Genomic DNA, 26,805 nt, shown 5'->3' on the forward strand with positions numbered 1-26,805 from the left:
AAGCAAGCGACGCAGCTCGGCGGCCCTTCATTGGCAACCGCGGAGCGGCGGGCGAGTTTCGGTCCCATGTGTCGTCGCTCGTCGGTCACGATGGATCCCCATCGCTCCCTCCTCGCTCCTAACCTGGGACCGAAAATCGCTCCGTCTCGACCTCCTTCCAGCCGAGTTTAGGCCCTACCCATGATCATCGCCGTCGACGGACCCGCCGCATCGGGCAAAGGCACCATCGCCCGCGCCCTCGCGCGCCACTACGAGCTCCCGCACCTCGACACCGGCCTGCTCTATCGCGCCGTCGCCGCCACCGTGCTGCGCGAGGAGATGAACCCCGAGAGGGAGGCCGACGCCGTCGCCGCTACCGGCTTCGACGACCTGCTGCTCGCCGACGAATGGCTGCGCACCGACGAGGTGGGCAAGATCGCCTCGGTCGTCTCCGCGCACCCGCTGGTCCGGGCGGCCTTGCTCCAGCGCCAGAAGCGCTTCGCCCAGCAGCCCGGCGGCGCGATCCTCGACGGGCGCGATATCGGCACGGTGATCGCGCCCGATGCCGACGCCAAGCTGTTCGTCAAGGCGACCCCCACGATCCGCGCCCAGCGCCGCCACGCCGAGCTGCGCCGCAACGGCATCACCGCGAGCCTCGACAAGGTCCTCGCCGATATCCGCGCGCGCGACGAGCGCGACACCAAGCGCGCCGATGCGCCGCTCATCGCCGCGCCCGACGCCGCGGTGCTCGACACCAGCTTCCTCTCGATCGAGGCGGCGGTGGAGAAGGCGATCCAGCTGGTCGAGACGCAGCGCGCGAAGAAGGCAACCGCGCGCTGATCAGCGGGGCGGGGTCGCCCCCTGCCCCTCGCGCGCCCGGATCGCCAGGAACTGCTCGAGCAGCGCCACGCGCGTCGCGATGTCCCTGCGATAGCTCGCGTCGGGCGGGGTCAGCGCCAGCGCCCGCTTCCACCACGGCAAAGCCGCGGCGAATTGCCCGGTCCGCACATGCGCGAGGCCATAGAAGAAGGCAGGTCCCGGATGCTTCGGTGCCAGCGCCACCGCGCGCCGGAACGCGACGCCCGCGGCGGGCGACATCGTGCGCCCGTCGGCTTCGACCAACGTCATGCCGAACCAGGTCCATAGCGCCGCGTCGCCCGGCGAGGATCGCACCCCGCCCTGCATCAGCCTCGCCGCGCGCTCGGCATCGCCGCCCCGGACCAGCGCGTCCGCCGCGAAGAAATAGCCGTCGATATAGGTGAAGCGCCCGAACATCGCGCTGCGCAGGTCGCGCAGCATCGGCTCGTCGGGCTGCGCCTTCTTCGCCGCCTCGACCGGCGCGCCGGGCAGCTCGGGCCGCGCCTGCAGCGCATAGCCGGCCGCGCCGAGCATCAGCGCCGCGCCGGCGAACGACCACAAGGTCCGCGGCAGCCCGAGCAGCCACAGCAGCGCGAACGCCGCCGCACCAACCACCGCGAGCGCGATCCATCCCATCACCGGCGCCTCCGCAGCGTTCCACGCGCCAGCCACAGCCCCGCGCCGAGCAGCAGCAGCGGCGCCAGCCATAGCGGCGCAGTGGTCCAGCGCAACGGCGGGTCATAGGTGACGTAGCTGCCATAGCGCTCGACCAGCCAGCCGCGCACCGCCGCTGGCTTTTCCCCTGCCGCGATCTTCGTCCGCACGATGCGGCGCATGTCGGCCGCCATGTCGACGTCGCTGTCGGCGATCGACTGGCCTTGGCAGACCAGGCAGCGCAGCGTCTCCATCAGCGCCGCCGCCTGCGCCTCCTTGGCGGCATCGGGCAACTGCGCATAGCCGAGATCCGCGGGCGGATTCGCAGCCAGGGCCAGCGCGAGCAACAGGCTCATCGCGCTTCCTCCAGCGCCTCGAGCAGCTTGGGCACGTCGTCCGCGCGGATGTCGCCGATATGCTGCGCCGCGATCCGGCCCTGCCCATCGATCACGAAGGTCTCGGGCACGCCCGCCGAGCCGATCCCGATCTGCACGACGCGGTTCCGGTCGTCGCCGATCCGGGCATAGGGATCGCCATTGCGCGCGAGGAATGCCTTGACCGCATCGGGCGAGTCCTTGATCGCCACCGCATCGATTTCGACACCCGCCTGCTTGAGCCGCATCAGCTGCGGCGCCTCGGCGATACATGGCACGCACCAGCTCGCGAAGACGTTGAGCAGCCGCGGCTTGCCGGTTGCCAGGTCGGCGCGGCTGAGCCCCGGCTTGCCGGCGACCATCGCCGGCAGCGCGAATTCGGGCAGCGGCTTGCCGACCAGCGCCGACTTGACCACCGTCTCGCTCGTGCCGGTCAGGCGCCAGGCCCCCAGCGCGACCACGCCCAGGAATACCACCAGCGGTACCCAAAGAGCCCAGCGCCTCACCACTCGACCTCCTCGCGCCGCCGCGCATTGCGCCGCTCGCGCTTCACGCGCCCGAGCAGCGACAGCGCGCCGCCCAGCGCGACCAGTCCGCCGCCGAACCAGATCAACGTCACGAACGGCTTCCACCACAGCCGCAGCTGCCAGCGCCCCTGGGCATCCTGATGCCCGAGCACGGCATAGAGCTGCCCGTCGATTCGCGTGGCGATCGATGCCTCGGCGGTATCCGTGGGCGGCGATGAATAATAGCGCCGCTGCGGCCGAAGCAGGATCATCGGCCCGTCGACCGGCCCCCGCGAGGCCGTCACGCGGCCTTCGACCGCCGACCAATTGTCGCCGATCACCGGTGCCACGCCGTTGAGCACCACGCGCCACGGTCCGACATAATAAGGCTGGCCATAGCGCGCCGCGACCAGCCGTTCGCTGGTGAAGGCGCTGTCCGCCGCCATCCCCGCGACGCTCACCGCCACGCCGAAATGCGCGATCACCATGCCCCAGGTGAACAAAGGCGTGCGCAGCAGCTTGCGCTTCCACAGCGGCGCGACGCTCGCCACCGCGAGACCCGCCGCCAGCCCCAGCCCGGCGATCTCCATCCACCCCGTGCCCCGCGCCGCGGCGAAGGTCCCCGCCATCACCAGCACGGCGAGCGTCGCCGGTACCGTCAGCTTGGTGAGCAGGGCGTTCAAATGATCGCGCCGCCAGTTGAGCAGCGGTCCCGCCGCCATCGCCGCGACGAGCGCCAGCGCGATCGGCCCCGTCGCCTTGTTGAAGAAGGGCGGCCCGACCGACAATTGCTCGTCCATCGCCTGCGCCACGATCGGGTAGAGCGTGCCGATCAGCACGATGCCGAGGATAACGCTCAGCAACAAATTGTTGAGCACCAGCCCGCCTTCGCGGCTCAGCACGTCGAACCCCTGCCCCGCCTTCACCCGCCCGACGCGCGCGCCATAGAGCGCCAGCGCGCCGCCGATATAGATGGCGAGCAGCACCAGGATGAAGCTCCCGCGCGTCGGATCGACCGCGAAGGCATGCACGCTGGTGAGGATGCCCGAACGGACCAGGAAAGTGCCGACCATCGACATCGAGAAGGCGACGACGGCGAGCATCAGCGTCCAGGCGCGCAGCCCGTCGCGCGCCGCCAGCACGTTGACCGAGTGGAGCAAGGCGGTCGCCGCGAGCCAGGGCATCAGCGAGGCGTTCTCGACCGGGTCCCAGAACCACCAGCCGCCCCAGCCGAGCTCGTAATAGGCCCAATAGCTGCCCGCGGTGATGCCGATCGTCAGGAACACCCACGCGCCGAGCACCCAGGGCCGCATCGCCCGCGCGAACACCGGCCCCACCTCGCGCGTCACCATCGCGCCGACCGCGAAGGAGAAGGCGATCGAAAGCCCGACATAGCCGAAATAAAGGGTCGGCGGATGGAACGCCAGGCCCGGGTCCTGCAGCAGCGGGTTGAGTCCCATCCCGTCGAGCGCCGGCGGATCGAGCCGGGTGAACGGGCTCGAGGCGATCAGCAGGAAGGCGTAGAACCCAAGCGCGATGAACGCCTGCGCGCCGAGCGTCGCGGTCAGCGTCGCGCGGTCGAGCTTCCGCTCCAGCAGCGCGATCGCCGCGCCGGCCAGCGCCAGCACGGTGACCCACAGCAGCATCGAGCCTTCATGGTTTCCCCACGCGCCCGCGAACTTGTAGAGCCAGGGCTTGGCCGAGTGGCTGTTCTGCGCGACCAGCAGCACCGACATGTCGGACTGCAGGAACAGCAGGATCAGCAGCCCGAACGACAGCGCCGCCAGCGCGCCCTGCACGACCGCCGCCGGCCGCACCGCCGCGGCCAGCTCGTCCTGCTTCAGGCGAAGACCGAGCGCCGCCATCGCGAACTGCATCAGCGCCATCGCCGCGGCGAACCACAGCGCCGCCAGCCCCGCTTCGGCAATCATCTTGCCAGCGTATCCGCGGAGGGCATCTTGTCGGCGATCTCGGGCGGCATATAGCGCTCGTCATGCTTGGCGAGCAGATTGTCCGCGACGAAGCCGCCATCCCCGGTGAACTTGCCCTCGGCGACCACGCCCGACCCTTCCTTGAACAGGTCGGGCGCGACGCCGGTGAAGCGCACCGGCACCCTGGCGTCCTTGTCGGCCACGACGAAGCTGATCGTCACGCCATCGGAAAGCCGCGTCAGCGATCCCGCCTCGACCATCCCGCCGAGCCGCACCGCCTTGCCGATCGGCGGATTCTTGGTCGCGACATCGCCGGGCGTGTAGAAGAACGCTGCCTGATCCTGGAGCGCCGACAGCGCCAGCCCGCTTGCCCCGCCGATCGCGGCGAGCGCGGCAAGGCCGAGGATCAGCCGCTGGTGCTTGCGCTTCATCGCCGGTCCCTCAGTGCATCGGCCGCGCGCTCCGCCTTGCGCATCGACAGCCAGCTCGCCAGCGAGATGCCGCCGACGCCGGCTGCGACCACCGCATAGGCGGCGAGGATGAACGGCCAGTGGTTCATGCCGCCATCCGCCGCAGCCGCGCTTCGACGCGCTGGTTCGCCAGCGTCGCGCGCATCCGCATCAGCACGATCCCGCCGAACAACAGGCTGAACCCGGGCAGGGTCAGCAGCAGCGGCCACAGCATCGAATCGTCGATGGTCGATTTAGTCAGCGTCAGGCTCTGCCCCTGGTGCAGCGTGTTCCACCATACCACCGAATAGCGGATCACCGGCAGCAGCACCGTTCCCGCGATCCCGAACAGCGCCGGGATGCGCCCGTCGCCGCCGCGCTCGCGATCGGCGCGTTCGAGCGCGATCCACGCGACATAGACGAAGAACAGCAGCAGCATCGAGGTCAGCCGCCCGTCCCACTGCCACCAGGTGCCCCAGGTCGGCCGGCCCCAGATCGATCCGGTGATCAGGCACAAGGCCGCGAACACCGCGCCCACCGGCGCGACCGCCCGCGCGGCGACGCTCGCCAGCGGATGCCGCCACACCAGATAGGCGAAGCAGGCGATCGCCAGGCTCGTCCAGCCGCCCATCCCCAGCCACGCGCTCGGCACATGGATATAGAGGATGCGGACGCTCTCCTTCTGGAGATAATCGGCCGGCGTCTGGGTGAGCCCGCCCCAGGCGCCGACGAGCACGAGCACCAGCCCGCTCCAGAACAGAATGGGCGTCAGCGGTCGCGCGATCTTGAGGAAGCGCGTGGGATTGGCGAGTGCGTGGATCACGGCGTTTGGCCGCCTTTAGGCGGATTCGCGGCCCAAGTCCAAATCCAGTTTCAGCACCCCCGGGGGCGCTTATGCGGCGAGCTTCTCGAACTCGTCCTCGGTCAGCGGGATCTGGAATTCGAGACCGGCCTCGAAGTCGCCGGCCCAGGCGACGCGCGCGGCCCAATGGCCGATATGCGGCAGCGTCAGCCAGATCATGGCGTCGCGGCGCAACGCCGAGAAGGTCTCGATCTTCGCGCCATGGATCGACAGGTCGACCACCCTGCACAGCGCGCGGTCGAGCCCGCCGCGCCCGACCTTGGCATCGAGCGAGACCGGCGCACGCGGCGCGCGCCGCCGGCCGAGCACCGCGGGTTCGAATTCGGCTGCGAAGCTGCGTCCCGACGTCATCATCGGGCAAGGCTAGGACAGGATGGCTAACGGCGCGTTAACGCCGTCAGCCCGCCGATCACTTCTTGGAGAGTGAAAGTCCGCCGAAGCGCTTGTTGAAGCGCGCCACCTGGCCGCCCGTGTCGAGCATCTGGCCGCGGCCGCCGGTCCAGGCCGGGTGCGCCAGCGGATCGATGTCGAGCTGCATCGTGTCGCCTTCCTTGCCCCAGGTGGAGCGGGTCTCGAACACGGTGCCGTCGGTCATCTGCACCTTGATCATGTGATAGTCGGGGTGCGTGTCTTTCTTCACGGGTCAATTCCTTGAGATACGCCGCCGGTTTCCGACCGGCAGCAAGAGGCGCGGCCCCTAGCAGAGCCGCGCGGGTGTTGCAATCACGCTGCGTGTCAGGCGCTCGGCGGGTCCGCGATCATCGCGGTGAACTCGCATTCGGTGGCGAGATCGTCGCCGAGATACGCCTTGCCGGCGAACTTGCAGATGCGCGCGCGCTTCTGCAGGAACTCGACCTCGAGCCGCAGCAACACGCCGGGCTCGACCGGCTTGCGGAACTTCACGCCGTCGATCGACATGAAGTAGACGAGCTTGCCCGAGCCGGCGAGGCCCAGGCTCTCGACCGCGAGCACGCCCGCCGCCTGTGCCAGCGCCTCGACCTGGAGCACCCCGGGCATGATCGGCCTTCCCGGGAAATGCCCCTGGAAGAATTCCTCGTTGATGCTCACCGCCTTGATCGCGACGATGCGCTGGTCGGGGATCAGTTCCTCGACCCGGTCGACCAGCAGCATCGGGTAGCGGTGCGGGAGCGCCGCCATGACCCGCCCGATATCGAGCGGGCCAATGGAACCTCCCGTCACTGCCGGATCGCTCACCGGCCCGGCGTCGCCGGCTGGGCGGGCTGCTGCGCCGGCTGCTGCTGCGGCGGCGGTGCCGTCACGCTCACGCTCGGCAGCTGCTGGTTGAGCGTGGTCAGCACCGCATCGGTGATGTCGACCGACGCCGCCGAGAAGAGCAGGCTCTCCTTGGCGATCGCCGCGCTCGCGCCGCGCTGCTGAGCGATCTGCTGGATCACCGGCACCATCTTCTGGGCGATCTGCTGCTGCACGAACTGCACATTGCGCTGGAAGGTCTGCTCGCGCTCGGAGACCTGGCGCTGGGCGCCCTGCGCCTTGGTCTGGAACGCCTGCACACGCTGCTGGAGCGCCGCATCGGGCTTGCCGGCGGCCGCCTTGAGCGCCGCCTCGAGCGAGCTCTGCTCGGTCTGCAGCGGCTGGCCCTGCTGCTGCGCGAACTGCTGAAGCGCGGTGCGCTGCTGCTGGAGCTGGCCGTTGGCCGCGACACAGGCGGTGCACTGGCTCATCACGCGATCGACATCGACGACGGCGATCTTGGCGTCCGCCAGCGCCTGCGCCGCGGCGGTACCGGCACCCAGGGTCGCACCGGCGACCGCGAGCGCGGCGAGAATGGTCTTGGTGTTAGGCATCAGAATGCAGTCCCTACGTTGAAGCTGAAGAGTTTGTCGTCGTCGCCCTCTAGCTTGGTGAGAGCATAGGCGAGATCGAGCCGCAGCGGGCCGAACGGCGAGTTCCAGTTGGCGCCAATGCCGACCGCCACGCGCGGCCGCGGCGAATTGCCCAGGAAGCGCTCGACGAACGGATCGGTGGTGATGTTGTAGACTGAGTTGATCGAGGTACCCGAGCAGGCGCCCCCTGCCGTGGCCGAATAGCCCACCGAGCAGGTGGTGAACTGGCCCGGCGCGACCGCGTCGGTGATCGGCACCTGATAGATCTGGCGGCCTTCCGAATCGAACTGCGGCGTCAGGATCGGCAGCAGCGACGGCGAGCCGTCGGCGTTGAACAGCAGATTGCCGCTGCCGTCGGTCGCCTGGGTGAAGTTCGCGGTCGGGTTGGGCCGCCGTACACCCCAGTTCGCGCCCGCCATCGCGAAGATCGACGGGCGGATGCCCATCTCGCGCGCGCCGGCGCCGAGCGGGATCTCGAGCTCGAGCTTGGCGAGGTAATAAGCGCGGCCGCCGATCGCATCGTCGAAGATCTGGTCCTCGTCGGTGATCAGCGTCTGGTTGCCCGCGGCGACGCTGCCGGTGAAGCCGATGCGCTGGATGCGCGGGCCCACGCCGCGAATATCGAAGCCGCGGAACTGCGGCTCGCCGAGGAAGAAGCGGTCGGTGATGCGCACCGGATCGACGCCCGCCGCGGACTTCTCCAGGCTGTGGATATAGCCGCCCTCGAGCCCGACCGAGAAGATCCAGCCGCCGCCGATGTTCCAGTATTTGTCGGCGTCGAAGCGGCCGCGCAGATAGCGCACGTCGCCGCCCAGGCCCGCGAAGTCGCCGCCGATCACCAGCCGCTGGCCCGCAGTCGGGCGCAGGCGGCTGTTGAGGCTGTCATAGATCAGCGACAGACCCACCGCCGAGGTCCAGCGCTTGCCCAGCGCCTCGCACAGATAGCGGCCGGCCTTGAGCGGATCGCACGAGCCGTTGGTGAAGAAGGTGCTCTCGTCGAGCCCGACCGAATCGTGCGTCAGCGAATAGCGGCCCGACGCGGTCCAATATTCGGTCAGCGGCACGCCGAGCACGAGCTGCCCGCCGGTCGACACCTGCTCATAGGTGGTGCGGCGATCGGTGCCGAGATAGTTGAACGAGTTATAGTCGCGCCGGAAGATCGTGCCGCCCAGCGCGATGTTCTGATCGAACAGATAGGGCTCGGTGAAGCCGACCTCGACCGACTTCGAATAGCTCGAATAGTCGGCGGAGAGCCGCAGGTCCTGGCCCTTGCCGCGGAAGTTGCGCTGGCGGATCGAGCCCTGGAAGATGAACCGCTCGAGGCTCGAGAAGCCCGCCGAGAGCGTCAGTTCGCCGGTCGACTTCTCCTCGACATTGGCGGTCAGGATGACGCGGTCGGGCGCCGAACCTTCCTTCTGCTCGATCTCGAACTTGTCCTGGAAATAGCCGAGCGAGTTGATGCGGTCCTGCGAGCGCTTGACCAGGAAGGTGTTGAACGCGTCGCCCTCGGCGAGACGCATCTCGCGGCGGATCACCTTGTCCTGGGTCTGGGTGTTGCCGGTGATGTCGATCCGCTCGACATAGGTGCGGCGCGCCTCGGCGATGTTGAAGTTGATCGTCATCGTCAACTTCTCGCGGTCGCGCTGGAACTCCGGGTTCACGTTGGCGAAGGCGTAGCCGAACATGCCCGCGGTCTCGGACAGGCTGTCCACCGTGTCCTCGACCAGCTTGGCGTTGTACCAGGCGCCTTCCTTGATCGCGAGGTTCGAGGCGAGGCGTTTGTCGTCGAAGTCGCGGATGTTGCTGTCGACCGTGACCGGCCCGAATTTGTAGCGCGGCCCCTCCTCGACGACATAGGTGATGATGAAGTCGCGCTTGTCCGGCGTCAGCTCGGCGACCGCGGAGACCACCCGGAAATCGGCATAGCCCTGGGTCAGGTAGAATTGGCGCAGCTTCTGCTGGTCGTACGCCAGCCGGTCCTGGTCATAGCTGGTGTTCGAGCTGAAGATGCTGGTGAGGCGCGCCTGCTTGGTCGCCATCTCGCCGCGCAGCTTGCCGTCGGAGAACACCTCGTTGCCGATGATGTTGATCTGGCGGACCTTTGACTTCGGGCCTTCCTGGATCTCGAAGATCACATCGACGCGGTTCTGATCGAGGCTCACCATCTTGGGCTCGACGCTCGCGGCGAAGCGGCCCTGGCGGCGATAGAGCTCGACGATGCGCGCGACGTCCGCGCGCACCGCGGTGCGGGTGAACATCTGGCGCGGCGCCAGCTTGATTTCCTTGACGATCTTGTCGTTCTTCAGCCGCTTGTTGCCCTCCAGCACCACGCGGTTGATGATCGGGTTCTCGCGCACGCGCACCACGATGTCGCCGCTCTCGACGCCCTCGATCGTCACGTCGGCGAGCAGTTCGCTCGCCAGCAGGTCGCGGATCGCCTGGTCGAGGCTCTCGGTCGTGTAGGGCTGGCCGACGCGGAGGCGGGTATAGGACAGCACGGTCTCGGGCTCGAGGCGCTGCGTGCCCTCGACGCGCAGCGAGCGCACGGTGCGCGCCGGCGCCGGAATCGCCACCGGGGTCACCGGCTGCTGCGCCGCGGGCGCGGGCTGCTGCGCCGCCGGGGCTGGCTGCTGCTGCGCGGGCGCCTGCTGCGCATACGCTACGCCCGACAGAATCGTTCCCGTCAGGAGCAGCGCGGTGGCGCGCACGCCGAGTTTCGTCACCTTGATTGCAGTCACCATCCTACCCCAGGATTCGAGAATGTTTCTGGCCGAAGCATGGGCCGGCGAACCGCCCTGCCCCAACCGCGTCAGCCGATCAACCCGGCCAGGTTCTTCCACACGCCAAAGGCGCCCAGATCATTGAACGTCACCATCAAAAACAGCGCCAGGATCGCCACCATCCCGCCGCGGAACGCCCATTCCATCACCTCCGGCTCGACCGGCTTCCGCCGCACCGCCTCGATCGCATAGAACAGAAGATGTCCGCCATCCAGCACCGGGACTGGCAAGAGATTAATGAATCCCAGATTAATCGAGATGAACGCGGCGAGGAGCACGAGCTTGTCCAGGCCCAGCGACAGCGTCTCGCCGGAGAACTTCGCGATTCGAAGCGGTCCGCCGAGTTCGCTGACGGGGACGCGGCCCATGATCAGCTGACCCAGGCCGTCGGCCATGTTGCCGACCAGGGTCACGGTGCGCTCGAACCCGACGGCCGGCGCCTGCCACCAGGCGACCGGCGTGCGGACGACGTCGCGGGGCATGCCGATCCCCAGGATGCCGCGGCTCATCTGGTTGCCGAAGCGGTCCTTCTCGACCACGCGGCCGATCACCGCCTCGGTGGTCGCGGGCTGGCCGTCGCGCACATAGTCGATCCGGACCTTCAGGCCGCTGCGCACCGAGACGAAGGCGAGCATGTCGTCGAACGTCTCGACCTTGCGCCCGCCGATCGAGACGAACCGGTCGCCCGGCTTCAGTCCCGCCGCAGCCGCGGGCGTGCCGGCCTGGATCCGGCCCGCGATCGCGGGCACCTTCACCGTGCCATAGGCCATGGCGAACGCCGCCAGGATCAGGATCGCCACGATGAAATTGGTCACCGGCCCCGCCGCGACCACGATCGCGCGCTGCCACACCGGCTTGGCCTGGAAGGTCTTGGCGCGCTCGGCGGCGGGCAGCGACAGCCATTCGGGGCTGGGCTGGCTCGCCGGGTTCATGTCGCCCGCGAACTTCACATAGCCGCCGAGCGGCAGCCACCCGAACTTCCAGCGCGTGCCGCGCTTGTCGGTGAACCCCGCGATCTCGCGCCCGAAGCCGATCGAGAAGACGTCGGCCTTGATCCCGAACAGGCGTCCGGCGGCATAGTGACCCAGCTCGTGCACGAAGACGAGCGGCCCGATCACCAGCAGGAATGCGATGATGTAGAAGAAGAAACCGGGGTTTTCGGTCAAGCTACGCAATCCTTCACACGCTCGCCGGCAATGTTCCGCGCCTCCGCGTCGATCGCAAGCACATGATCGAGCGTCGCCGGCGCGGCCGGATCATAGCGTTCAAGCGTATCCGCGACGATTGCGGCAATTTCAAGAAAGCCGATACGCCGTGCCAGGAACGCGGCAACCGCCACTTCGTTCGCCGCATTGAGCACCGCCGGCCGCGCCCCGCCCGCCGCCAGCGCCTCGCGCGCGAGGCGAAGGCACGGAAAACGCTCGGGATCCGGCGCCTCGAAATCCAGCCGGCCGATCGCGGTCAGGTCGAGCCGCTGGCACGGCGTCGCCATCCGCCGCGGCCAGGCGAGCGCGTGCGCGATCGGCACGCGCATGTCGGGGGAGCCAAGCTGCGCCAGCACCGACCCGTCGGCATATTCGACCATCGAATGGATCACCGACTGGCGGTGAACGATCACGTCGAGCTGTTCGGGCGCCACCGGGAACAGGTGGAACGCCTCGATCAGCTCCAGCCCCTTGTTCATCAAGGTCGCCGAATCGACGCTGATCTTCGCGCCCATCGACCAGTTGGGATGCGCCACCGCCTGCTCGGGCGTGATGCCGCGCATCTCGTCGAGGCTGCGCTCGCGGAACGGTCCGCCGCTGGCGGTCAGGACGATCCTTGAGACACGGTCGGCGTTATCGGCCTCAAAGCACTGGAAAATAGCATTATGTTCCGAATCGACCGGCAGCAATGTCGCGCCGTGCCGGGCCACTTCGCGCGTCACCACGTCGCCCGCCGAGACCAGCGATTCCTTGTTGGCGAGCGCCACCGTGCGGCCGCCTTCGAGCGCGGCCAGCACCGGCTCGAGCCCCGCGGTGCCGACGATCGCCGCCATCGTCCAGTCGGCACCCATCCGCGCCGCGTCGCACACCGCCTGCTTGCCGCCCGCCGCCTCGACCCCGCTTCCCGCGAGCGCCGCGCGCAGCGCCGGCAGGCAGGTCTCGTCCGCCACCACCGCCAGCTTCGCCCTGACCCGCCGTGCCGCCGCCGCGAGCCGCCCGACGTCGCAATTGGCGGTCAGCGCCATCACTTCGAACGCCTCGGGTTCGCGCTCGATCAGGTCGAGCGTCGAGGTGCCGACCGATCCGGTCGCGCCGAGGATGGAGACGCGCCTCATCGGATCGCCAGCGCCAGCAATGCCGCCACCGGCGCCACCGGCACCAGCCCGTCGAGCCGGTCGAGCAGTCCGCCATGCCCGGGCAGCAGATTGCCCGAATCCTTGACCCCCGCGCACCGCTTGAGCCAGCTCTCGTAGAGATCGCCCGCCTGCGCCAGCGCCGCCAGCAACGGCGTGGCCAGCGCGAGTTGCCAGTCGAGGCCCAAGGGTATCAGCAGCAGCGCGAACAGCCCCGCCGCTGCGACGCCGCCGAAGAAGCCCGCCCAGGTCTTGTTGGGGCTCACCGCCGGCATCAGCTTGGCCCCGCCGATCGCGCGCCCGGCGAAATAGGCGCCGATATCGCACGCCCACACCAGCGCCATCGCCCAGAAGGCGAGCAGCAGGCCCTGCTCCTGCTCGCGCAGCACCAGCAATGCGAGCACGGGCAATCCGACATAGACCTCGCCCGCGCCCAGCATCCCGTTGCGCGTCACGGTCGCGACGAAGAACATCGCGCCGAGCACCAGCCCGAAGGCGAGGAATCCCGGGCCCGCCGCGACCGGCGCCATGATCGCCAGCGGCACGGTCAGCGCATATTGCGCGAGCTTGCGCTGCCCCGCGTCCGCGCCATGCAGTCCGCCCCATTCGTGGATCATCAGGATCCCGGCCACCGCGACCAGCAGCCAGAAGGCGAATCCGCCCCACCACAAGGCCGTCGCCGCCACCGCGACCAGCACCACGCCGACCAGCGCGCGGGTCGGCAGATCGGCATTCTTGCGGGGCGGAACCTGCGTCACAAGCCTCCGAACCGGCGCTGCCTCTTGCCGAACTGCGCGATCGCATCGGCCAGCGCGGCGCCGTCGAAATCGGGCCACAGCGTATCGACGAACAGCAGCTCGGCATAGGCCGCCTGCCACAGCAGGAAGTTGGACAGCCGCTGCTCGCCCGAGGTGCGGATCAACAGGTCGAGCGGCGGCAGGCCATGCGTGGTCAGCGCGTCGCCGAACATCGCATCGTCGATTTGCGCGGGATCGAGCTCGCCCGCCTTGGCCGCTGCCGCCAGCCGCCGCGCCGCCGCGACGATCTCGGCCTGCGCGCCATAGTTGAGCGCGATCACCAGCGTCGCCCCGGTGTTGGCCGCGGTGCGGTCGATCGCATCGTCGATCATCGCCACCAGGTCGCCCGACAGCGCATGATAGTCGCCGATCACGCGCAGCCGCACATTCTCGCCGACCAGGTCGCGCAGCTCGTTCTTGAGGAAATGGCGCAGCAGACCCATCAGGTCGCGCACCTCCTCCTCCGGCCGCCGCCAGTTCTCCGACGAGAAGGCGTAGAGCGTCAGCACCTCGACGCCGAGCTCGCGCGCCGCCTTCGACACGCGCCGCACCGCCTCGACGCCCTGCTTGTGCCCGGCGAGCCGCGGCAGCCGCCTGGCCTTCGCCCAGCGGCCGTTGCCGTCCATGATGATCGCGACGTGGCGGGGAACGGCCCCGCCCTCCGGACTGGCCGGAAGAGGCGCGGAAACCGCGGTCACTTGCCGAGAATTTCCTTTTCCTTGGCCGCCGCCGCCGCATCGATCTCGGCGATCGTGCTGTCGGTCAGCTTCTGCACGTCGCCCTCGTGGCGCTTGCGGTCGTCCTCGCCGAACTCGCCCTTCTTCTCGTCGGTCTTGAGGTTGTCCATGCCGTCGCGGCGCACGTTGCGCACGGCAATGCGCGCCTTCTCGGCATATTGCCCGGCGAGCTTGGCGAGCTCCTTGCGGCGCTCCTCGGTGAGGTCCGGGATCGGCAGGCGCAGATTCTGCCCGTCGACGATCGGGTTGAGCCCGAGCCCGGCCGAGCGGATCGCCTTGTCGACCGGGCCGACGTTCGACTTGTCCCACACCTGCACGCTCAGCATGCGCGGCTCGGGTGCGGAGACCGTCGCCACCTGGTTGATCGGCATCATCGCGCCATAGACCTCGACCGTCACCGGATCGAGCAGCGAGATGTTGGCGCGACCGGTGCGCAGGCCGGAAAGATCGTGTTTCAGCGCCTCGACCGCGCCGTGCATGCGGCGCTCGAGGTCGGCCTTGTCATATGCGGCCATTGTCAGGCTCCTCTTATTCGGATTGCGGATTTCGGACGATCGTCGAGGTGCCCTCGCCCTGCAGCACCGCCGCGAGATTGCCCTCGTCGCGGATGTTGAACACCACGATCGGAATGTCGTTGTCGCGGCACAAGGCCACCGCGGTCGCGTCCATGACCTTCAGATTGTCGACCAGCACCCGGTCGAAGCTCAGTTCGTCATAGCGCGTGGCGTCGGGCACCTTCTTGGGGTCGGCATTGTAGACGCCGTCGACGCTGGTGCCCTTGAACAACGCGTCGCAGTTCATCTCGGCCGCGCGCAGCGCCGCGGTGGTGTCGGTGGTGAAGAACGGCAGGCCGGTGCCGGCGGCGAAGATCACCACGCGGCCCTTCTCCATGTGCCGCATCGCCTTGCGCCGGATATAGGGCTCGGACACGCTCGCCATCGGGATCGCCGACTGGACGCGCGTGTCGACGCCGAGCCGCTCGAGCGTGTTCTGCATCGCCAGCGCGTTCATCACGGTCGCCAGCATGCCCATGTAATCGGCGCTCGCCCGCTCGAAGCCCTGCGCCGCGCCGGCGAGCCCGCGGAAGATGTTGCCCCCGCCCACGACCATGCAGATCTCGAGCCCCGTCTCGGTCGCCGCCTTCACCTCGCGCGCGACGCGCTCGCAGGTCGCCGGGTCGATGCCGAACTGGCCTTGGCCCATCAGCACTTCGCCCGAAAGCTTGAGCAGGATTCGTTTGAAGCGCGGAGCGGTCATTGGGCCCTTGATTCTGCGGGTTACGGGAAAGCGGCGCGGACCTTAGGCGCGGGCGCGTGGGAAGCCAAGCGGGGAAACCGGCGAAGCGTGGGTCCGCAGGGCAGCGGGTGGGCGCGTGTTCGTCCGACGCGGAAGTTTACACCACGTTGACACTATCATCGCGCTTTCCGTCCATGCGTGTCGCAACGACGGCACCGCAAGCTGTGAGGGTTGGGTCACGATGGCAAAGAGCGGAAATCGGCTGATTCGGCTCAAGTGAAGCAGATCGGATCCAACATGTATCCAACAATGCGATGGCAGGCTGTAGATGGGAAGCTCTCGGGCCGCTTCGATGGCCGTCGCTTCTGGCCGGTTCAAAAAAAGGGCGCGGCCACCGCAGCGGCCGCGCCCCTCTCGTTTCACAAGCGAAGAAGCTTAGCGGGTGATGCCCGCCGTCGCCGCCACTTCCGCGGCGAAGTCGCTCTCTTCCTTCTCGATTCCCTCGCCCAGCTGGAAGCGGACATAGTCCTTGAGCACGATCGACGTGCCCGCGTCCTTGCCCGCCTTGGCGATGATGTCGGCGACCGGGGTCTTGCCGTCCATCACGAACAGCTGGCTGAGCAGCGCGTTCTCCTTGGCGAACTTCTTGACCGCGCCCTCGACCATCTTCTCGATGATGTCGGCCGGCTTGCCGCTCTCCGCCGCCTTCTCGCGGCCGATCGCGCGCTCGCGCTCGAGCACATCGGGGTCGAGGCCGCTCTCGTCGAGTGCCAGCGGGAAGGCCGCGGCGACGTGCATCGCGATCTGCTTGCCGAGCGGCTCGAGCACGTCGACGCCGGCGTCGCTCTCGAGCGCGACGAGCACGCCGATCTTGCCGAGCCCCGGGGCCGCCGCATTGTGGACGTACGGGATCACCGCGCCGTTGGCGACTTCGACCTTTTTCGCGCGGCGCAGCACCTGGTTCTCGCCGATCGTCGCGATGTTGGCGGTCAGCACTTCCTCGACCGTGCCGCCCTGCGGCAGCGCGGCCGCCTTGAGCGCCTCGATCTGGTCGATGCCCTGCTCCAGCGCCACCGCGGTCACGTCGCGGACGAAGCCCTGGAAGATCTCGTTCTTGGCGACGAAGTCGGTCTGCGAGTTGACCTCGACCGCCACGCCCTTGGTGCCCGCGACGGCGACGCCGACCAGGCCCTCGGCCGCGGTGCGGCTCGACTTCTTGGCGGCGGCGGCCAGGCCCTTGGCGCGCAGCCAGTCGGCCGCGGCCTCGATGTCGCCATTGGTTTCCGCAAGCGCCTTCTTGCAGTCCATCATGCCGGCGCCGCTCTTCTCGCGCAGTTCCTTGACGGCTGCTGCAGTGATCTCGGCCATGTCTAATTCCTCAGGTTAAGCTGTTTGCTTCGAATATGGTGCGGGCGGAGCAGTGCGTCAGCGCCCTGCCCCGCCCCCATTACGGTTCGATGACGAGGCGCGCTTACGCGTCGATCTGGCGCTCGCCCTCGGCCGCCGTCTCCGGCTCGGTCGAGGCGGCCGGAGCTTCCGGCTCGGCTTCGACGGCCGGGGCCGGCTCGGCCGCAGGCGCGGCAAGCGCGGCCTCGACCGGCGGCTCTTCCGCCGCGCCGAAGTCGGCGCCGCTCACGACCTGCGCTTGGCTGTTGCCGCGGGTCGCCGCGATGGCGATGGCCTCGCAATAGAGGCGGATCGCGCGGCTGGCGTCGTCATTCGCCGGAACCGGGAAGGCGATGCCGTCGGGCGACACGTTCGAATCGAGGATCGCGACCACCGGGATGCCCAGCGTGTTGGCTTCCTTGATCGCCAGCTCTTCCTTGTTCGCGTCGATCACGAACATGATGTCCGGGATGCCGCCCAGGTCGCGGATGCCGCCGAGCGACAGCTCGAGCTTGTCCTTCTCGCGGGTCAGGTTCAGCACTTCCTTCTTGGTCAGGCCGTGCGTGTCGCCCGACAGCTGCTCCTCGAGCGTCTTGAGGCGCTTGATCGACTGGCTGATCGTCTTCCAGTTGGTGAGCATGCCGCCCAGCCAGCGGTGGTTGACGAAGTGCTGGTTCGACTTGCGCGCCGCCTCGGCGATCGCTTCCTGCGCCTGGCGCTTGGTGCCGACGAACAGCACCTTGCCGCCGGCGGCGACGGTCGACGAGACGAACTCGAGCGCGCGCGCGAACAGCGGCACGGTCTGCGACAGGTCGATGATGTGGACGCCGTTGCGCTCGCCGAAGATGTAGGGCTTCATCTTCGGGTTCCAGCGGTGGGTCTGGTGACCGAAGTGCGCGCCCGATTCGAGCAGCTGCTGCATGGTGACGACGGGTGCCGCCATAGGGATAACTCCTTCCGGTTGAGCCTCTGGGAAGCGAGTGACCGATGAGCCCTGCGGCCCGCGGCACCGGGATATGATGCTTCCCATGTGGGGTTGAGGCGGCGCCCTTAGCGGAGACGAACTTGGAACACAAGTGGCCTCGTCCTCGCCCTCCACTTTCCACCAGCCTTCCGCCATGCTGACCTCGTTTCAGCATCCATGCTCCCACGGGTGGCCGGACGGTGTTCCTTCCACCAGCGACGCGCGGCAAACCGGCTGCCTGCGCGATCCACTTTTGTTCCACATCGGCATTGACACCGGAACATGAACGGAACATAAAGAGCCCAACGAGCGGACATGCAACATGCGCCGCCTAGGGACTTGAATGGAATCGGAGGCTCAGATGGTCGCGTTGCTCGTCGCCCTGCTCTTCACCACCGCCATCGCGGCCTCGTTGTGGGCGATGTTCGTCACGATCCAGCCGCGCCTCGCTTATATGCGCGAGCTCCTTGCTGGTGATAAGGTTCCGACTCTCGCCCCTGCTGCAGCGCCGCGCTTTCGTACCGTGACCCGCGCGGCTGCCGCAGCCCCGACGATGGGTACCCGCCCGCTCCGCGCCGCTGCATGATCGAACGATTCAGGCGACATAGCGCTGGGCGATCCGCGCTTCTTCCCTGAGGCGTTCGGCATGGTCCGGCTGGCCGAGCCGCTCCAGATCGGTGGCCGCGTCCAGATATTTCGAAGCTTCTTCCTGAATCACCTGCAACGCCTGGGCCCTGGACAATTCGCGCCGCGCCACCTCGGCGCTGCCATCGCCGAACTGCACCGGATGCGAAGCGGACCGGCTCGTATCCCGAGGCACGGCCTCAGCATTGTCGAGCGCGGCCAGAAGGCTGCGGATCGTGGCAGCCTCCAGCGGTCGGCGACGGCGCATGCAATCGAGCAAGTCGGCGCGCAAGCGTTCTTTCAGAATGTCTGTGGCAGCGCGCATCGAGTGCTTGTCAACCGCTCGTGACCCCGCCCCGCCGATACGCCCGCACGCTGAACGGCAGCGTCGCCAGATAGGCGAGGCTCACCACCGTCAGCGTCTGCCACGGCGCCGTCACCAGCGCGGCGAGCAGGATCGCCAGCACCACCAGCGCCTCGAACCGCACGTTGCGCCGCAGCCGCAGCGACTTCCACGAATAGGTGGCGAGGCTCGACACCATCAGCAGCCCGACGAACGCCACCCAGGGCGTGACGATCCACGGCGAGCGCGCCAGTTCCTCGCCGCTCCACAGCCACACATAGAGCGGCAGCATCGCCAGCGCCGCGCCTGCCGGCGCCGGGATGCCGGTGAGATAGCCCGCGAGCTTGCGCGGCTGCTCGGTGTCGATCTGCGAGTTGAACCGCGCCAGCCGCAGCGCGCAGAACACCGCGAACAGCAGCGCGACGATCCAGCCGAGCCGCGGCACCGCGATCAGCGACCATAGATACAGGATCAGCGCCGGCGCCACCCCGAACGAGATCGCATCGGACAGGCTGTCGAGCTCCGCGCCGAACCTGCTCTCGCCGCGCACCATCCGCGCGACCTGGCCGTCGATGCCGTCGAGCGCGGCGGCGAGCATGATCATCAGGACGGCGCGTTCCCAATCCTGCGCGATCGCGAAGCGCACCCCGGTCAGGCCCGAGCACAGCGCCAGCGCGGTGATCGCATTGGGAAGCACGGCGCGCAGCGGAATGCCGCGCCGTTGGGGCCGCGGCCTCAGGGCCACCGGCTCGGCCTCACTGCGCGATGCCCTCCGCGACGACGCCGCCCTTGCGGCCGACCACGGTCTCCCCCGCGATGCAGCGCTGGCCCAGCGCGACCTGCGCCGCATAGTCGTCGGGCAGGAACACGTCGACGCGGCTGCCGAAGCGGATCAGGCCGATGCGCTGCCCCGCCGCGACCATGTCGCCGGTCTTGACGAAGGTCACGATGCGCCGCGCGACCAGCCCGGCGATCTGGGTGAAGCCGACGCGGAGGCCGTCGCGGGTCTCGACCACGAAATGCTGGCGCTCATTCTCCTCGCTCGCCTTGTCGAGATCGGCGTTGAGGAACTTGCCCGCGATATACACGACCTGGCGGATCGTTCCGGCCACCGGGGTGCGGTTGATGTGCACGTCGAACACGCTCATGAAGATCGAAACGCGCACCCGCGTCGCTTCGTTCAACCCGTCGGGCCCGGCGATCTCGCGCGGCACCGGCACGCGCTCGATCATCGTGACGAGGCCGTCGGCGGGCGACACGATGAGCCCCTCCCCCTGCGGCGTCACGCGCACCGGATCGCGGAAGAAGGCGGCGACCCAGATGGTCACGCCGACCAGCAGGAAGCCGAGCTCGTCCCAGATCGCGAACAGGAACAGCGCGGTGACCGCGGCGGAGATCAGGACGTATTTGCGTCCCTCGGGATGGACGGCGGGAAAGCGCCATTTGACCGTGTTGGTGACGATGGGCGGCTTGTCGAGTGAAGGCATCGCGCGGATGTAACTGTGCCGCCCGTGCAACACAACCTGTTCGGCGGGGCCGCCGCGAACGAACTTGTCAGCCGGGTGGCGGGCGATATGTTCCGCCGCGATGTCGCTGCTCAACAAGCTGTTCGGCCGCTCCGCTACCGCCGCTCCCGCGCCGGAACCGGCGCCTGTCCGCCCCGTGCCGCCGGTCGCGCCGCTGCCTCCGTCCGCGCATGCGCCGACGGATCGTTATGCCAGCCTGCCCGGCTCCGACCCCGCGCTGCTCGCCTCGATCGGCGCGACGGTCGCGGCCCGGCTCGACGCGGATGCGCGCGCGCACCGCATCAAGGCCAACGGCCTCGACATCTTCGCCGTGCCCGCCTTCGTCTCGCCCGCCGAATGCGCCGAGCTGATCGCGCTGATCGACGCCGACGTGAAGCCCTCGACCAGCCTGCGCGCCGACGGCAAGCCCAGCCGGCGGACCAGCGAGACCTGCCATCTCCTCGCCGCCGTGCCGCTGGTGGCCGAGGTCGAGCGCCGGATGAGCGAGCTGCTCGGCCTGCCGCTCAGCCACAGCGAGACGGTGCAGGGCCAGCGCTATTCCCCCGGCCAGCAGTTCAAGGTCCACAACGATTATTTCGCCGCGGGCCAGCCCTATTCGGAGACGGTCGCGAGCGAGGGCGGCCAGCGCAGCTGGACCGCGATGGTCTATCTCGACGCGCCCGCTTCGGGCGGCGCCACGCGCTTCCCCCATGCCGGGATCGCGATTCCGCCAAAGCCCGGCGTGCTGCTCACCTGGAACAACCTCGATCGCGGCGGCATGCCCAACCGCTTCTCGCACCACGAGGGCATGATGGTCGAGGCCGGGATCAAGCACGTGCTCACCAAATGGTTTCGCGAGCGCGAATGGCATTCCAGCGCCGCGTCGAACGCATTGCGCCGCTGACCGCGCGTCGCTGGCCGCCCCGGCGGCTTGCAATGTTGGAGTTCGCTTGCTTGACTTGCCGGACGGGTCGCGATGCCCCGGGCCCGCTCGTCATTCGCGCGAACCACACTGTTTGCGACAGTTTTGTCAACTTACTGAACGTCTGCGTATGTCAATTCCCGCCGGTTTATCGCCAGCTTGATCCCCGGCCCCCTTCCTCCTAGACGCACCGCCAAACCTCCCTCAGGAACAGGACAGCGAGCATGGCGAAGATCAAGGTGAAGAACCCGGTCGTCGAGATCGACGGCGACGAAATGACGCGGATCATCTGGGAATGGATCCGCGAGCGCCTGATCAAGCCGTACCTCGACATCGACCTCAAATATTACGACCTCGGCGTCGAGAAGCGCGACGAGACCAACGACCAGATCACGATCGACGCCGCCAACGCGATCAAGGAGTTCGGCGTCGGCGTGAAGTGCGCGACGATCACCCCGGACGAGGCGCGCGTCGAGGAGTTCAACCTCAAGGAGATGTGGAAGTCGCCCAACGGCACGATCCGCAACATCCTGGGCGGCGTCGTGTTCCGCGAGCCGATCGTCATCTCCAACGTGCCCCGCCTGATCCCGGGCTGGACCAAGCCGATCGTCGTCGGCCGCCATGCCTTCGGCGACCAGTATCGCGCCACCGACATCAAGGTCCCCGGCCCCGGCAAGCTGCGCCTCGTCTTCGAGGGCGCCGACGGCGAGGTGATCGACCGCGAGGTGTTCAACTTCCCCGGCTCGGGCGTCGCGATGGCGATGTACAATCTCGACGATTCGATCCGCGACTTCGCCCGCGCCTCGTTCAACTACGGCCTCAACCTCAAATGGCCGGTGTACCTGTCGACCAAGAACACCATCCTCAAGGCGTATGACGGCCGCTTCAAGGACCTGTTCCAGGAAGTGTTCGACACCGAGGGCTTCGCCGAGAAGTTCAAGGAAGCCGGCATCGTCTATGAGCATCGCCTGATCGACGACATGGTCGCCTCGGCGCTCAAGTGGAGCGGCGAGTTCGTCTGGGCCTGCAAGAACTACGACGGCGACGTCCAGTCGGACCAGGTCGCGCAGGGCTTCGGCTCGCTCGGCCTGATGACCTCGGTCCTGCTCTCGCCCGACGGCAAGACCGTCGAGGCGGAGGCGGCGCACGGCACCGTCACCCGCCACTATCGCCAGCACCAGCAGGGCAAGGCGACCTCGACCAACCCGATCGCCTCGATCTTCGCCTGGACCGGCGGTCTCAAGTTCCGCGGCAAGTTCGACGACACGCCCGAGGTGGTGCGCTTCGCCGAGACGCTCGAGAAGGTCTGCATCGCCACCGTCGAAAGCGGCAAGATGACCAAGGACCTCGCGCTGCTGATCGGTCCGGATCAGCCCTGGATGACCACCGAGCAGTTCTTCGAGGCGATCCGTCAAAACCTCGAAACCGAAATGGGCAAGTGGCAGTAAGCCGCTGAAATTCCGTCCCGGGTGCCGTAATCGGCATCCGGGCGGATTTCATTTTCCTACAGCGGTGCAAATCGGCATAGACTTGCCGATGACAAATCATTCCACCGCTGCTTAGAGTGCGCTCATGGCGCTCGATCTCACAAATAGCGGTTTCAGCGACACCCTCGTCATCCTCGGCGCGGCCGGTCTCGTCATCCCGGCCTTCGCCCGCTTCCGGATCAGCCCGGTCATCGGCTTCATTCTGGTCGGCGTGCTGGTCGGCCCCGGCGGGCTCGGCCAGCTCGTGCCGCGGATGCCGTGGCTCTACTATGTCACGATCACCGATCCGCATTCGATCGAGCCGTTCGCCGAATTCGGCATCGTGCTCCTGCTCTTCTCGATCGGGCTCGAGCTGTCGTTCCGGCGGCTATGGGCGATGCGCACCTTGGTGTTCGGGGTCGGCGCCGCCGAGCTGATCGGCGCGGGCTTGCTGATCGCGGCCGGACTCTATGCCCTTGGCCAATATTGGACCGGCGCGCTCGGTCTCGGCCTTGCCCTCGCGCTTTCCTCCACCGCGCTGGTGCTGCCCATCGCCGGCACCACCAGCCCGGTCGGCCGCTCGGCCTTCGCCATGCTGCTGTTCGAGGATCTGGCGCTGGTGCCGATCATCTTCCTGCTTGGCGCGCTCGCCCCCGCGGCGGGCGACGCCGGCTTCCGCGAGCTCGCCGTGGTGCTCGGCCGCGGCGCGATCGTCGTTGCCGTGCTCTATGTCGCGGGTCGTCTCTACCTGCCGCGCCTGTTCGCCCAGGCCGCGCGCACCAAGTCGCCCGAGCTGTTCCTGGCCGCCAGCCTGCTCGTCGTCATCGTGGCGAGCATGGCGACCACCGCGGTCGGCCTGTCGCCGATCGTCGGCGCGCTGCTCGCCGGCCTGCTCATCGCGGAGACCGAATATCACAGCGAGGTCGAGGTGATCACCGCGCCGTTCAAGGGGCTCGCGCTCGGCGTGTTCCTGATCACCGTCGGCATGCGCCTCGACTTGCGCATGGTGGTGCAGGACTGGCCGCTGCTGCTCGCCGCGATCCTCGGCGTGATGGCGGTCAAGGTCGCGGTGACGATCCTGCTGCTCAAGCTGTCGGGCGCGCGCACCGGCACCGCCGCCGAGGCCGGCGTGCTGATGGCGAGCCCGTCCGAGACCACGCTGATCGTGCTCGGCGTGGCGGCCACCGCCGGCATCATCCAGCCCTCGACCGCCGCCTTCTGGACTACCGTCACTGCGATCGGCCTCACCATCACGCCTTTGCTCGCCAAGGCCGGCCGCTTCGCCTCGCGCAAGCTCGAGGAACGCGACCTCGATCAGGAGGCGGTGACCAACCCGGAGATCACCCCCGGCGGCACGGTGATCATCGGCTTCGGCCGCGTCGGCCGCACCGTCGCCGACATGCTCAAGGCGCACGGCAAGCCCTATATCGCGATCGACGCCGATATCGACGGCGTCGCCGAGGCGCGGCGCGAAGGCTATAGCGTGATGTTCGGCGACGTCTCGCGCAGCGAGCTGGTCGACCGGCTCAACCTCGGCCATGCCGACGCGCTCATCCTGACGATGGACGATCCCGTGCTCACCGTGCGCCTTACCCGCCGCGTGCGCAGCTGGGTGCCCGGCATCCCGATCATCGCCCGCGCCCGCGACACCTCGCACGCCGCCGAGCTCTACAAGGCGGGCGCCACCGATGCGGTGCCCGAGACGCTCGAAAGCTCGCTGCAATTGTCGGAGGCGGTGCTGGTCGATCTCGGCGTCGCGGTCGGCCCGGTGATCGCCTCGATCCACGAGAAGCGCGACGAGATGCGCAAGATGATCAAGGAAACCGCCGGCCTCGAGCGCGAACCGCGCCTGCGCCGGACGCGCAAGGAGGCGGAGGCTTGACGATTATCGCGTCGATCTTGGCACTGCTTCAGGCGACCGCTGCGCCGGATGCCGCTGACCCCTTGGCCCCGGCGCGAGAGGGCAAGCTGCAATGCACATTGCCCGATCCCGTCAAGAAGAGCTGCATGGCGCTCAGCCGCTATGTTCCAGACGGTGACCGACGCTATCTCAACATCACGCGATCGCTGATGGGCAAGAAGCCCGAGATGATCCTCGAGTTCAAATCGCCGACCGTCATTGAGGGGAATGCCGCGTGCGGGATCATGGCGCGCAGCGAAATGGACGAGGCGATCATATATGTTGACGGGATCGAAGCGCCGGTCGAAGTGCGCAAACCGATCACCGACAGCCTTCTCGCACAGGTTGAAGGGCACCTCGGCAAGAAGGCATGCCAGCGCATCCGTCGCGACGGGGACGGACTGGTTCAAGAGGTTGAGATCGATGGTCAGCCGACGCCGGAAAATACGATGCGGGTGAGCTGGGTTGATCCGACGGAAGGCTATCGCCTGCGCATGGGCCTGGAGCCGGACTAGGCCATCCGCGCCCTGACCACCCGCTCGAGCACGTCGAGCGGCATCGCGCCCTTGCGCAGCACCTCGTGGAACTGTCGCGGGTCCCAGTTCGCGCCGGCCTTCGCCTTGGCCTCGTCGCGCAGCCGCACCCAGACGGTGTGCCCGATCTTGTAGCTGCACGCCTGCCCCGGCCACACCGTGTAGCGGTCGATCTCGCCCTGGCTGCGGCCGCGCGCGATGCCGGTGGTGGCGATGAAATAGTCGGTGGCCTTCTCGCGGCTCCAGCGCTTGGCGTGGATGCCGCTGTCGACCACCAGCCGCGTGGCGCGGAACAGCAGCGACTGGAGATAGCCGACCTGCCCCAGCGGATCGCCTTCGAACATGCCCATCTCGTCGGCGAGCTGCTCGGTATAGAGCGCCCAGCCCTCGCTATAGGCGCTGAAGCCGCCGCGCCGCCGGATCAGCGGGATGTCGGGCGATTCGAGCGCCAGCATCACCTGCAGATGGTGCCCCGGCACCGCTTCGTGGTGCGTCAGCGTCGCCAGCCCGAACTTGGGCCGGTCGAACGTGTCGCGCAGGTTGATGTAATAGATGCCGGGCCGCGAGCCGTCGAGCGTCGCCGCCTGATAATAGCCGCCCGGCGCGCCCGCCTGGACCGCCGGGGGCACGCGGCGGACCTCGACCGGCGCCTTGGGCAGGGTCGCGAACTGCTCGGACAACCGCGGCTCCATCGCCCTGATCTGCTTGTTGAGCTCGGCGAGCAGCGCCTCGCGCCCCGGATCGGTGTTGGGGAAGAGCTGGTCGGGCCGCTCGTTCAGCGCCACCAGCCGCGCGCCGACACTGCCCTCGCCCATCCCCTGCGCCTTGAGGATCGTGTCGATCCGCGCGCTGATCTCGGCGACCTGCTCGAGCCCTAGCTTGTGGATCTCGTCGCCGGTCAGCCGCGTCGTCGTTGCAGCCTCCGCCGCGGCGGCATAATAGGCCTCGCCATCGGGCAGCCGCCACACGCCCGCATCGTGCGCCGCCTGGCCGCGCAGCTCGGTCACCAGCGCGCGCTGGCGGTCGAGCGCCGGGAACACCTTCTCCGCCACGATCACCGCCGCCGCTTCCGCGCGCTCGGGCGGCAGGTTCGCGGCCTTGAGCTTGCCTGCGAAACTCGTGACCAGCCCCGTCTCCGCCGCCGGCTTGTCGCGCAGCGCCGCATATTGCTTGAGCGCCGTGTCGAGGATGTAATCGGGCGCGAACACGCCCTTCGCCGCATCGCTGCGCTGGCGCTCGGTCTCCTGGTCGAGCACCGTCGCGAACGCGCCGAGACGCGCGAGATAGGCGTCGGCGTCGGCCGCATCCTTCACCCGGTGCTGCGTGTCGAGGAAATCGGGCACATCCTGATACGCGCCCGAAAGCTGGCTCAGCCGATAGGGGATGAACCGCCCGCCGGTCTCGCCATAGGCGAAGCGTTCGCGCCCGGCGATGCCGCGCTCGAGCTGGTAGGCGACGACATCCTGGTCGAGCCGCGCATCCTCGCCCAGCCCCGCCGGATCGATCGCACGGATCGCCGCCAGCTCGCGCTTCGAGCGGGCAAGGTCGCGCGCGCTGTCCGCCGGGCTGCGCCCCGAGAGCTGCGACTTGAGCGCGGCATTCTTGCCGGTGTCGAGTCCCAGTGCGGTCGCGCCTTCGGGATTCTCCGCCAGGCGATCGGCAAAGATCTGGTCGAGCAGCGCGCGTAGTTTCGCATCATTCGCGCCCGCGGTGCCGGTCGCTGCGGCACGAGTGGGAACGACGCCGGCCAGCGCAGCGGCGCCGACCGAACTCACGAACGAACGGCGGCGCATCGG

30 protein-coding genes are annotated in these 26,805 nt (G+C 68.3%); 6 read left to right on the forward strand and 24 right to left on the reverse strand.

Features of this window, described 5'->3' with window-relative positions; all coding sequences use genetic code 11:
• Positions 1-180 precede the first annotated feature (180 nt).
• A complete protein-coding gene (cmk, locus tag ACO227_RS15395) occupies positions 181-819 on the forward strand; it encodes a (d)CMP kinase (RefSeq protein ID WP_423602869.1) in 639 nt (212 codons plus the stop codon).
• On the opposite strand, the gene ACO227_RS15400 is transcribed toward cmk, so the two are convergent.
• The 20 genes from ACO227_RS15400 to rpsB all read right to left on the reverse strand — a co-directional run bounded on the left by ACO227_RS15400 (position 820) and on the right by rpsB (position 17,695).
• The gene (locus ACO227_RS15400; RefSeq protein ID WP_423602871.1) at positions 820-1,473 is read right to left on the reverse strand and encodes a tetratricopeptide repeat protein; all 654 of its coding nucleotides are present in this window, start codon (positions 1,471-1,473) and stop codon (positions 820-822) included.
• Entirely contained in the window at positions 1,473-1,847 is a 375-nt protein-coding gene (locus tag ACO227_RS15405; protein WP_423602872.1) for a cytochrome c-type biogenesis protein, read from the reverse strand. Before ACO227_RS15405 ends, ACO227_RS15400 begins: the two co-directional genes overlap by 1 nt.
• Complete coding sequence (locus ACO227_RS15410) at positions 1,844-2,371, reverse strand: redoxin family protein (RefSeq protein ID WP_423602873.1); 528 nt, start codon at positions 2,369-2,371, stop codon at positions 1,844-1,846. Before ACO227_RS15410 ends, ACO227_RS15405 begins: the two co-directional genes overlap by 4 nt.
• The gene (locus tag ACO227_RS15415) at positions 2,368-4,302 is read right to left on the reverse strand and encodes a heme lyase CcmF/NrfE family subunit (RefSeq protein ID WP_423602875.1); all 1,935 of its coding nucleotides are present in this window, start codon (positions 4,300-4,302) and stop codon (positions 2,368-2,370) included. Before ACO227_RS15415 ends, ACO227_RS15410 begins: the two co-directional genes overlap by 4 nt.
• Positions 4,299-4,733: a cytochrome c maturation protein CcmE gene (ccmE, locus tag ACO227_RS15420; protein WP_423602876.1), complete on the reverse strand. Its 435-nt coding sequence runs from the start codon at positions 4,731-4,733 to the stop codon at positions 4,299-4,301. The genes ACO227_RS15415 and ccmE overlap by 4 nt, the downstream gene beginning before the upstream one ends.
• Entirely contained in the window at positions 4,730-4,861 is a 132-nt protein-coding gene (ccmD, locus tag ACO227_RS15425) for a heme exporter protein CcmD (RefSeq protein WP_423602878.1), read from the reverse strand. Before ccmD ends, ccmE begins: the two co-directional genes overlap by 4 nt.
• The gene (ccmC, locus tag ACO227_RS15430) at positions 4,858-5,574 is read right to left on the reverse strand and encodes a heme ABC transporter permease CcmC (protein ID WP_423602879.1); all 717 of its coding nucleotides are present in this window, start codon (positions 5,572-5,574) and stop codon (positions 4,858-4,860) included. Before ccmC ends, ccmD begins: the two co-directional genes overlap by 4 nt.
• A 69-nt stretch (positions 5,575-5,643) precedes the next feature.
• Positions 5,644-5,967, reverse strand: coding sequence for a PilZ domain-containing protein (locus ACO227_RS15435; protein WP_423602881.1), 324 nt, complete (start codon positions 5,965-5,967; stop codon positions 5,644-5,646).
• Between the two features lie 55 nt (positions 5,968-6,022).
• The gene (rpmE, locus tag ACO227_RS15440) at positions 6,023-6,253 is read right to left on the reverse strand and encodes a 50S ribosomal protein L31 (RefSeq protein ID WP_423602883.1); all 231 of its coding nucleotides are present in this window, start codon (positions 6,251-6,253) and stop codon (positions 6,023-6,025) included.
• Between the two features lie 95 nt (positions 6,254-6,348).
• A complete protein-coding gene (fabZ, locus tag ACO227_RS15445) occupies positions 6,349-6,771 on the reverse strand; it encodes a 3-hydroxyacyl-ACP dehydratase FabZ (protein WP_423602885.1) in 423 nt (140 codons plus the stop codon).
• A 53-nt stretch (positions 6,772-6,824) separates the two neighbouring features.
• Entirely contained in the window at positions 6,825-7,439 is a 615-nt protein-coding gene (locus tag ACO227_RS15450) for an OmpH family outer membrane protein (protein WP_423602886.1), read from the reverse strand.
• On the reverse strand, positions 7,439-10,219 hold the full coding sequence (gene bamA, locus ACO227_RS15455) for an outer membrane protein assembly factor BamA (RefSeq protein WP_423602888.1): 2,781 nt from the start codon (positions 10,217-10,219) through the stop codon (positions 7,439-7,441). The genes ACO227_RS15450 and bamA overlap by 1 nt, the downstream gene beginning before the upstream one ends.
• Before the next feature lie 68 nt (positions 10,220-10,287).
• Positions 10,288-11,424: a M50 family metallopeptidase gene (locus ACO227_RS15460; RefSeq protein ID WP_423602890.1), complete on the reverse strand. Its 1,137-nt coding sequence runs from the start codon at positions 11,422-11,424 to the stop codon at positions 10,288-10,290.
• Positions 11,421-12,578 (reverse strand): 1-deoxy-D-xylulose-5-phosphate reductoisomerase, encoded by a 1,158-nt coding sequence (locus ACO227_RS15465; protein ID WP_423602891.1) that lies wholly within the window; start codon positions 12,576-12,578, stop codon positions 11,421-11,423. Before ACO227_RS15465 ends, ACO227_RS15460 begins: the two co-directional genes overlap by 4 nt.
• Positions 12,575-13,354, reverse strand: coding sequence for a phosphatidate cytidylyltransferase (locus tag ACO227_RS15470; protein WP_423602893.1), 780 nt, complete (start codon positions 13,352-13,354; stop codon positions 12,575-12,577). The genes ACO227_RS15465 and ACO227_RS15470 overlap by 4 nt, the downstream gene beginning before the upstream one ends.
• Positions 13,351-14,019: a polyprenyl diphosphate synthase gene (uppS, locus tag ACO227_RS15475; RefSeq protein WP_423607368.1), complete on the reverse strand. Its 669-nt coding sequence runs from the start codon at positions 14,017-14,019 to the stop codon at positions 13,351-13,353. The genes ACO227_RS15470 and uppS overlap by 4 nt, the downstream gene beginning before the upstream one ends.
• A gap of 68 nt (positions 14,020-14,087) precedes the next feature.
• On the reverse strand, positions 14,088-14,645 hold the full coding sequence (frr, locus tag ACO227_RS15480) for a ribosome recycling factor (RefSeq protein ID WP_423602895.1): 558 nt from the start codon (positions 14,643-14,645) through the stop codon (positions 14,088-14,090).
• 13 nt (positions 14,646-14,658) lie between these two features.
• Positions 14,659-15,387: a UMP kinase gene (gene pyrH, locus ACO227_RS15485; protein ID WP_343520945.1), complete on the reverse strand. Its 729-nt coding sequence runs from the start codon at positions 15,385-15,387 to the stop codon at positions 14,659-14,661.
• Between the two features lie 414 nt (positions 15,388-15,801).
• Entirely contained in the window at positions 15,802-16,734 is a 933-nt protein-coding gene (gene tsf / locus ACO227_RS15490) for a translation elongation factor Ts (RefSeq protein WP_423602897.1), read from the reverse strand.
• A 103-nt stretch (positions 16,735-16,837) separates the two neighbouring features.
• A complete protein-coding gene (gene rpsB, locus ACO227_RS15495; protein WP_423602899.1) occupies positions 16,838-17,695 on the reverse strand; it encodes a 30S ribosomal protein S2 in 858 nt (285 codons plus the stop codon).
• A gap of 364 nt (positions 17,696-18,059) precedes the next feature.
• On the opposite strand from rpsB, the gene ACO227_RS15500 reads away from it, so the two are divergent.
• Positions 18,060-18,302, forward strand: coding sequence for a hypothetical protein (locus tag ACO227_RS15500; protein ID WP_423602901.1), 243 nt, complete (start codon positions 18,060-18,062; stop codon positions 18,300-18,302).
• Between the two features lie 9 nt (positions 18,303-18,311).
• Here ACO227_RS15500 and ACO227_RS15505 read toward each other — a convergent pair whose 3' ends face one another.
• From ACO227_RS15505 to ACO227_RS15515, 3 genes are read right to left on the reverse strand one after another with little or no spacing between them, the layout of a single operon-like run.
• On the reverse strand, positions 18,312-18,665 hold the full coding sequence (locus ACO227_RS15505) for a hypothetical protein (protein ID WP_423602902.1): 354 nt from the start codon (positions 18,663-18,665) through the stop codon (positions 18,312-18,314).
• 10 nt (positions 18,666-18,675) lie between these two features.
• Complete coding sequence (locus ACO227_RS15510; protein ID WP_423602904.1) at positions 18,676-19,428, reverse strand: CDP-alcohol phosphatidyltransferase family protein; 753 nt, start codon at positions 19,426-19,428, stop codon at positions 18,676-18,678.
• Between the two features lie 10 nt (positions 19,429-19,438).
• On the reverse strand, positions 19,439-20,170 hold the full coding sequence (locus tag ACO227_RS15515; RefSeq protein ID WP_423602905.1) for a phosphatidylserine decarboxylase: 732 nt from the start codon (positions 20,168-20,170) through the stop codon (positions 19,439-19,441).
• Between the two features lie 100 nt (positions 20,171-20,270).
• On the opposite strand from ACO227_RS15515, the gene ACO227_RS15520 reads away from it, so the two are divergent.
• From ACO227_RS15520 to ACO227_RS15535, 4 genes are all read left to right on the forward strand, one after another.
• On the forward strand, positions 20,271-21,092 hold the full coding sequence (locus ACO227_RS15520; RefSeq protein ID WP_423602906.1) for a prolyl hydroxylase family protein: 822 nt from the start codon (positions 20,271-20,273) through the stop codon (positions 21,090-21,092).
• A 242-nt stretch (positions 21,093-21,334) separates the two neighbouring features.
• On the forward strand, positions 21,335-22,558 hold the full coding sequence (locus tag ACO227_RS15525) for an NADP-dependent isocitrate dehydrogenase (protein WP_423602907.1): 1,224 nt from the start codon (positions 21,335-21,337) through the stop codon (positions 22,556-22,558).
• A 124-nt stretch (positions 22,559-22,682) separates the two neighbouring features.
• Positions 22,683-24,458, forward strand: coding sequence for a cation:proton antiporter (locus tag ACO227_RS15530; protein ID WP_423602909.1), 1,776 nt, complete (start codon positions 22,683-22,685; stop codon positions 24,456-24,458).
• A complete protein-coding gene (locus ACO227_RS15535) occupies positions 24,455-24,991 on the forward strand; it encodes a hypothetical protein (RefSeq protein WP_423602910.1) in 537 nt (178 codons plus the stop codon). The genes ACO227_RS15530 and ACO227_RS15535 overlap by 4 nt, the downstream gene beginning before the upstream one ends.
• On the opposite strand, the gene ACO227_RS15540 is transcribed toward ACO227_RS15535, so the two are convergent.
• The gene (locus ACO227_RS15540; protein ID WP_423607370.1) at positions 24,988-26,802 is read right to left on the reverse strand and encodes a DUF885 domain-containing protein; all 1,815 of its coding nucleotides are present in this window, start codon (positions 26,800-26,802) and stop codon (positions 24,988-24,990) included. The two genes, ACO227_RS15535 and ACO227_RS15540, sit on opposite strands and share 4 nt — an antisense overlap.
• Positions 26,803-26,805 lie beyond the last annotated feature (3 nt).

This window comes from Sphingomonas sp. MS122, assembly GCF_049532975.1.
In the GTDB taxonomy this organism is placed as follows: domain Bacteria; phylum Pseudomonadota; class Alphaproteobacteria; order Sphingomonadales; family Sphingomonadaceae; genus Sphingomonas.

What these genes read in the sequence shown, in the direction of transcription:
- bamA (WP_423602888.1), bottom strand. Translation starts at nt 10,219, where the DNA reads ATGGTGACTGCAATCAAGGTGACGAAACTCGGCGTGCGCGCCACCGCG.
- ACO227_RS15525 (WP_423602907.1), top strand. Translation starts at nt 21,335, where the DNA reads ATGGCGAAGATCAAGGTGAAGAACCCGGTCGTCGAGATCGACGGCGAC.
- pyrH (WP_343520945.1), bottom strand. Translation starts at nt 15,387, where the DNA reads ATGACCGCTCCGCGCTTCAAACGAATCCTGCTCAAGCTTTCGGGCGAA.
- ACO227_RS15415 (WP_423602875.1), bottom strand. Translation starts at nt 4,302, where the DNA reads ATGATTGCCGAAGCGGGGCTGGCGGCGCTGTGGTTCGCCGCGGCGATG.
- ACO227_RS15500 (WP_423602901.1), top strand. Translation starts at nt 18,060, where the DNA reads ATGGAATCGGAGGCTCAGATGGTCGCGTTGCTCGTCGCCCTGCTCTTC.
- ACO227_RS15540 (WP_423607370.1), bottom strand. Translation starts at nt 26,802, where the DNA reads ATGCGCCGCCGTTCGTTCGTGAGTTCGGTCGGCGCCGCTGCGCTGGCC.
- ACO227_RS15530 (WP_423602909.1), top strand. Translation starts at nt 22,683, where the DNA reads ATGGCGCTCGATCTCACAAATAGCGGTTTCAGCGACACCCTCGTCATC.
- ccmE (WP_423602876.1), bottom strand. Translation starts at nt 4,733, where the DNA reads ATGAAGCGCAAGCACCAGCGGCTGATCCTCGGCCTTGCCGCGCTCGCC.
- cmk (WP_423602869.1), top strand. Translation starts at nt 181, where the DNA reads ATGATCATCGCCGTCGACGGACCCGCCGCATCGGGCAAAGGCACCATC.
- ccmD (WP_423602878.1), bottom strand. Translation starts at nt 4,861, where the DNA reads ATGAACCACTGGCCGTTCATCCTCGCCGCCTATGCGGTGGTCGCAGCC.
- ACO227_RS15505 (WP_423602902.1), bottom strand. Translation starts at nt 18,665, where the DNA reads ATGCGCGCTGCCACAGACATTCTGAAAGAACGCTTGCGCGCCGACTTG.
- tsf (WP_423602897.1), bottom strand. Translation starts at nt 16,734, where the DNA reads ATGGCCGAGATCACTGCAGCAGCCGTCAAGGAACTGCGCGAGAAGAGC.
- ACO227_RS15405 (WP_423602872.1), bottom strand. Translation starts at nt 1,847, where the DNA reads ATGAGCCTGTTGCTCGCGCTGGCCCTGGCTGCGAATCCGCCCGCGGAT.
- ACO227_RS15465 (WP_423602891.1), bottom strand. Translation starts at nt 12,578, where the DNA reads ATGAGGCGCGTCTCCATCCTCGGCGCGACCGGATCGGTCGGCACCTCG.
- ACO227_RS15520 (WP_423602906.1), top strand. Translation starts at nt 20,271, where the DNA reads ATGTCGCTGCTCAACAAGCTGTTCGGCCGCTCCGCTACCGCCGCTCCC.
- ACO227_RS15450 (WP_423602886.1), bottom strand. Translation starts at nt 7,439, where the DNA reads ATGCCTAACACCAAGACCATTCTCGCCGCGCTCGCGGTCGCCGGTGCG.
- frr (WP_423602895.1), bottom strand. Translation starts at nt 14,645, where the DNA reads ATGGCCGCATATGACAAGGCCGACCTCGAGCGCCGCATGCACGGCGCG.
- uppS (WP_423607368.1), bottom strand. Translation starts at nt 14,019, where the DNA reads ATGGACGGCAACGGCCGCTGGGCGAAGGCCAGGCGGCTGCCGCGGCTC.
- ACO227_RS15515 (WP_423602905.1), bottom strand. Translation starts at nt 20,170, where the DNA reads ATGCCTTCACTCGACAAGCCGCCCATCGTCACCAACACGGTCAAATGG.
- rpsB (WP_423602899.1), bottom strand. Translation starts at nt 17,695, where the DNA reads ATGGCGGCACCCGTCGTCACCATGCAGCAGCTGCTCGAATCGGGCGCG.
- ACO227_RS15435 (WP_423602881.1), bottom strand. Translation starts at nt 5,967, where the DNA reads ATGATGACGTCGGGACGCAGCTTCGCAGCCGAATTCGAACCCGCGGTG.
- ACO227_RS15400 (WP_423602871.1), bottom strand. Translation starts at nt 1,473, where the DNA reads ATGGGATGGATCGCGCTCGCGGTGGTTGGTGCGGCGGCGTTCGCGCTG.
- fabZ (WP_423602885.1), bottom strand. Translation starts at nt 6,771, where the DNA reads ATGGCGGCGCTCCCGCACCGCTACCCGATGCTGCTGGTCGACCGGGTC.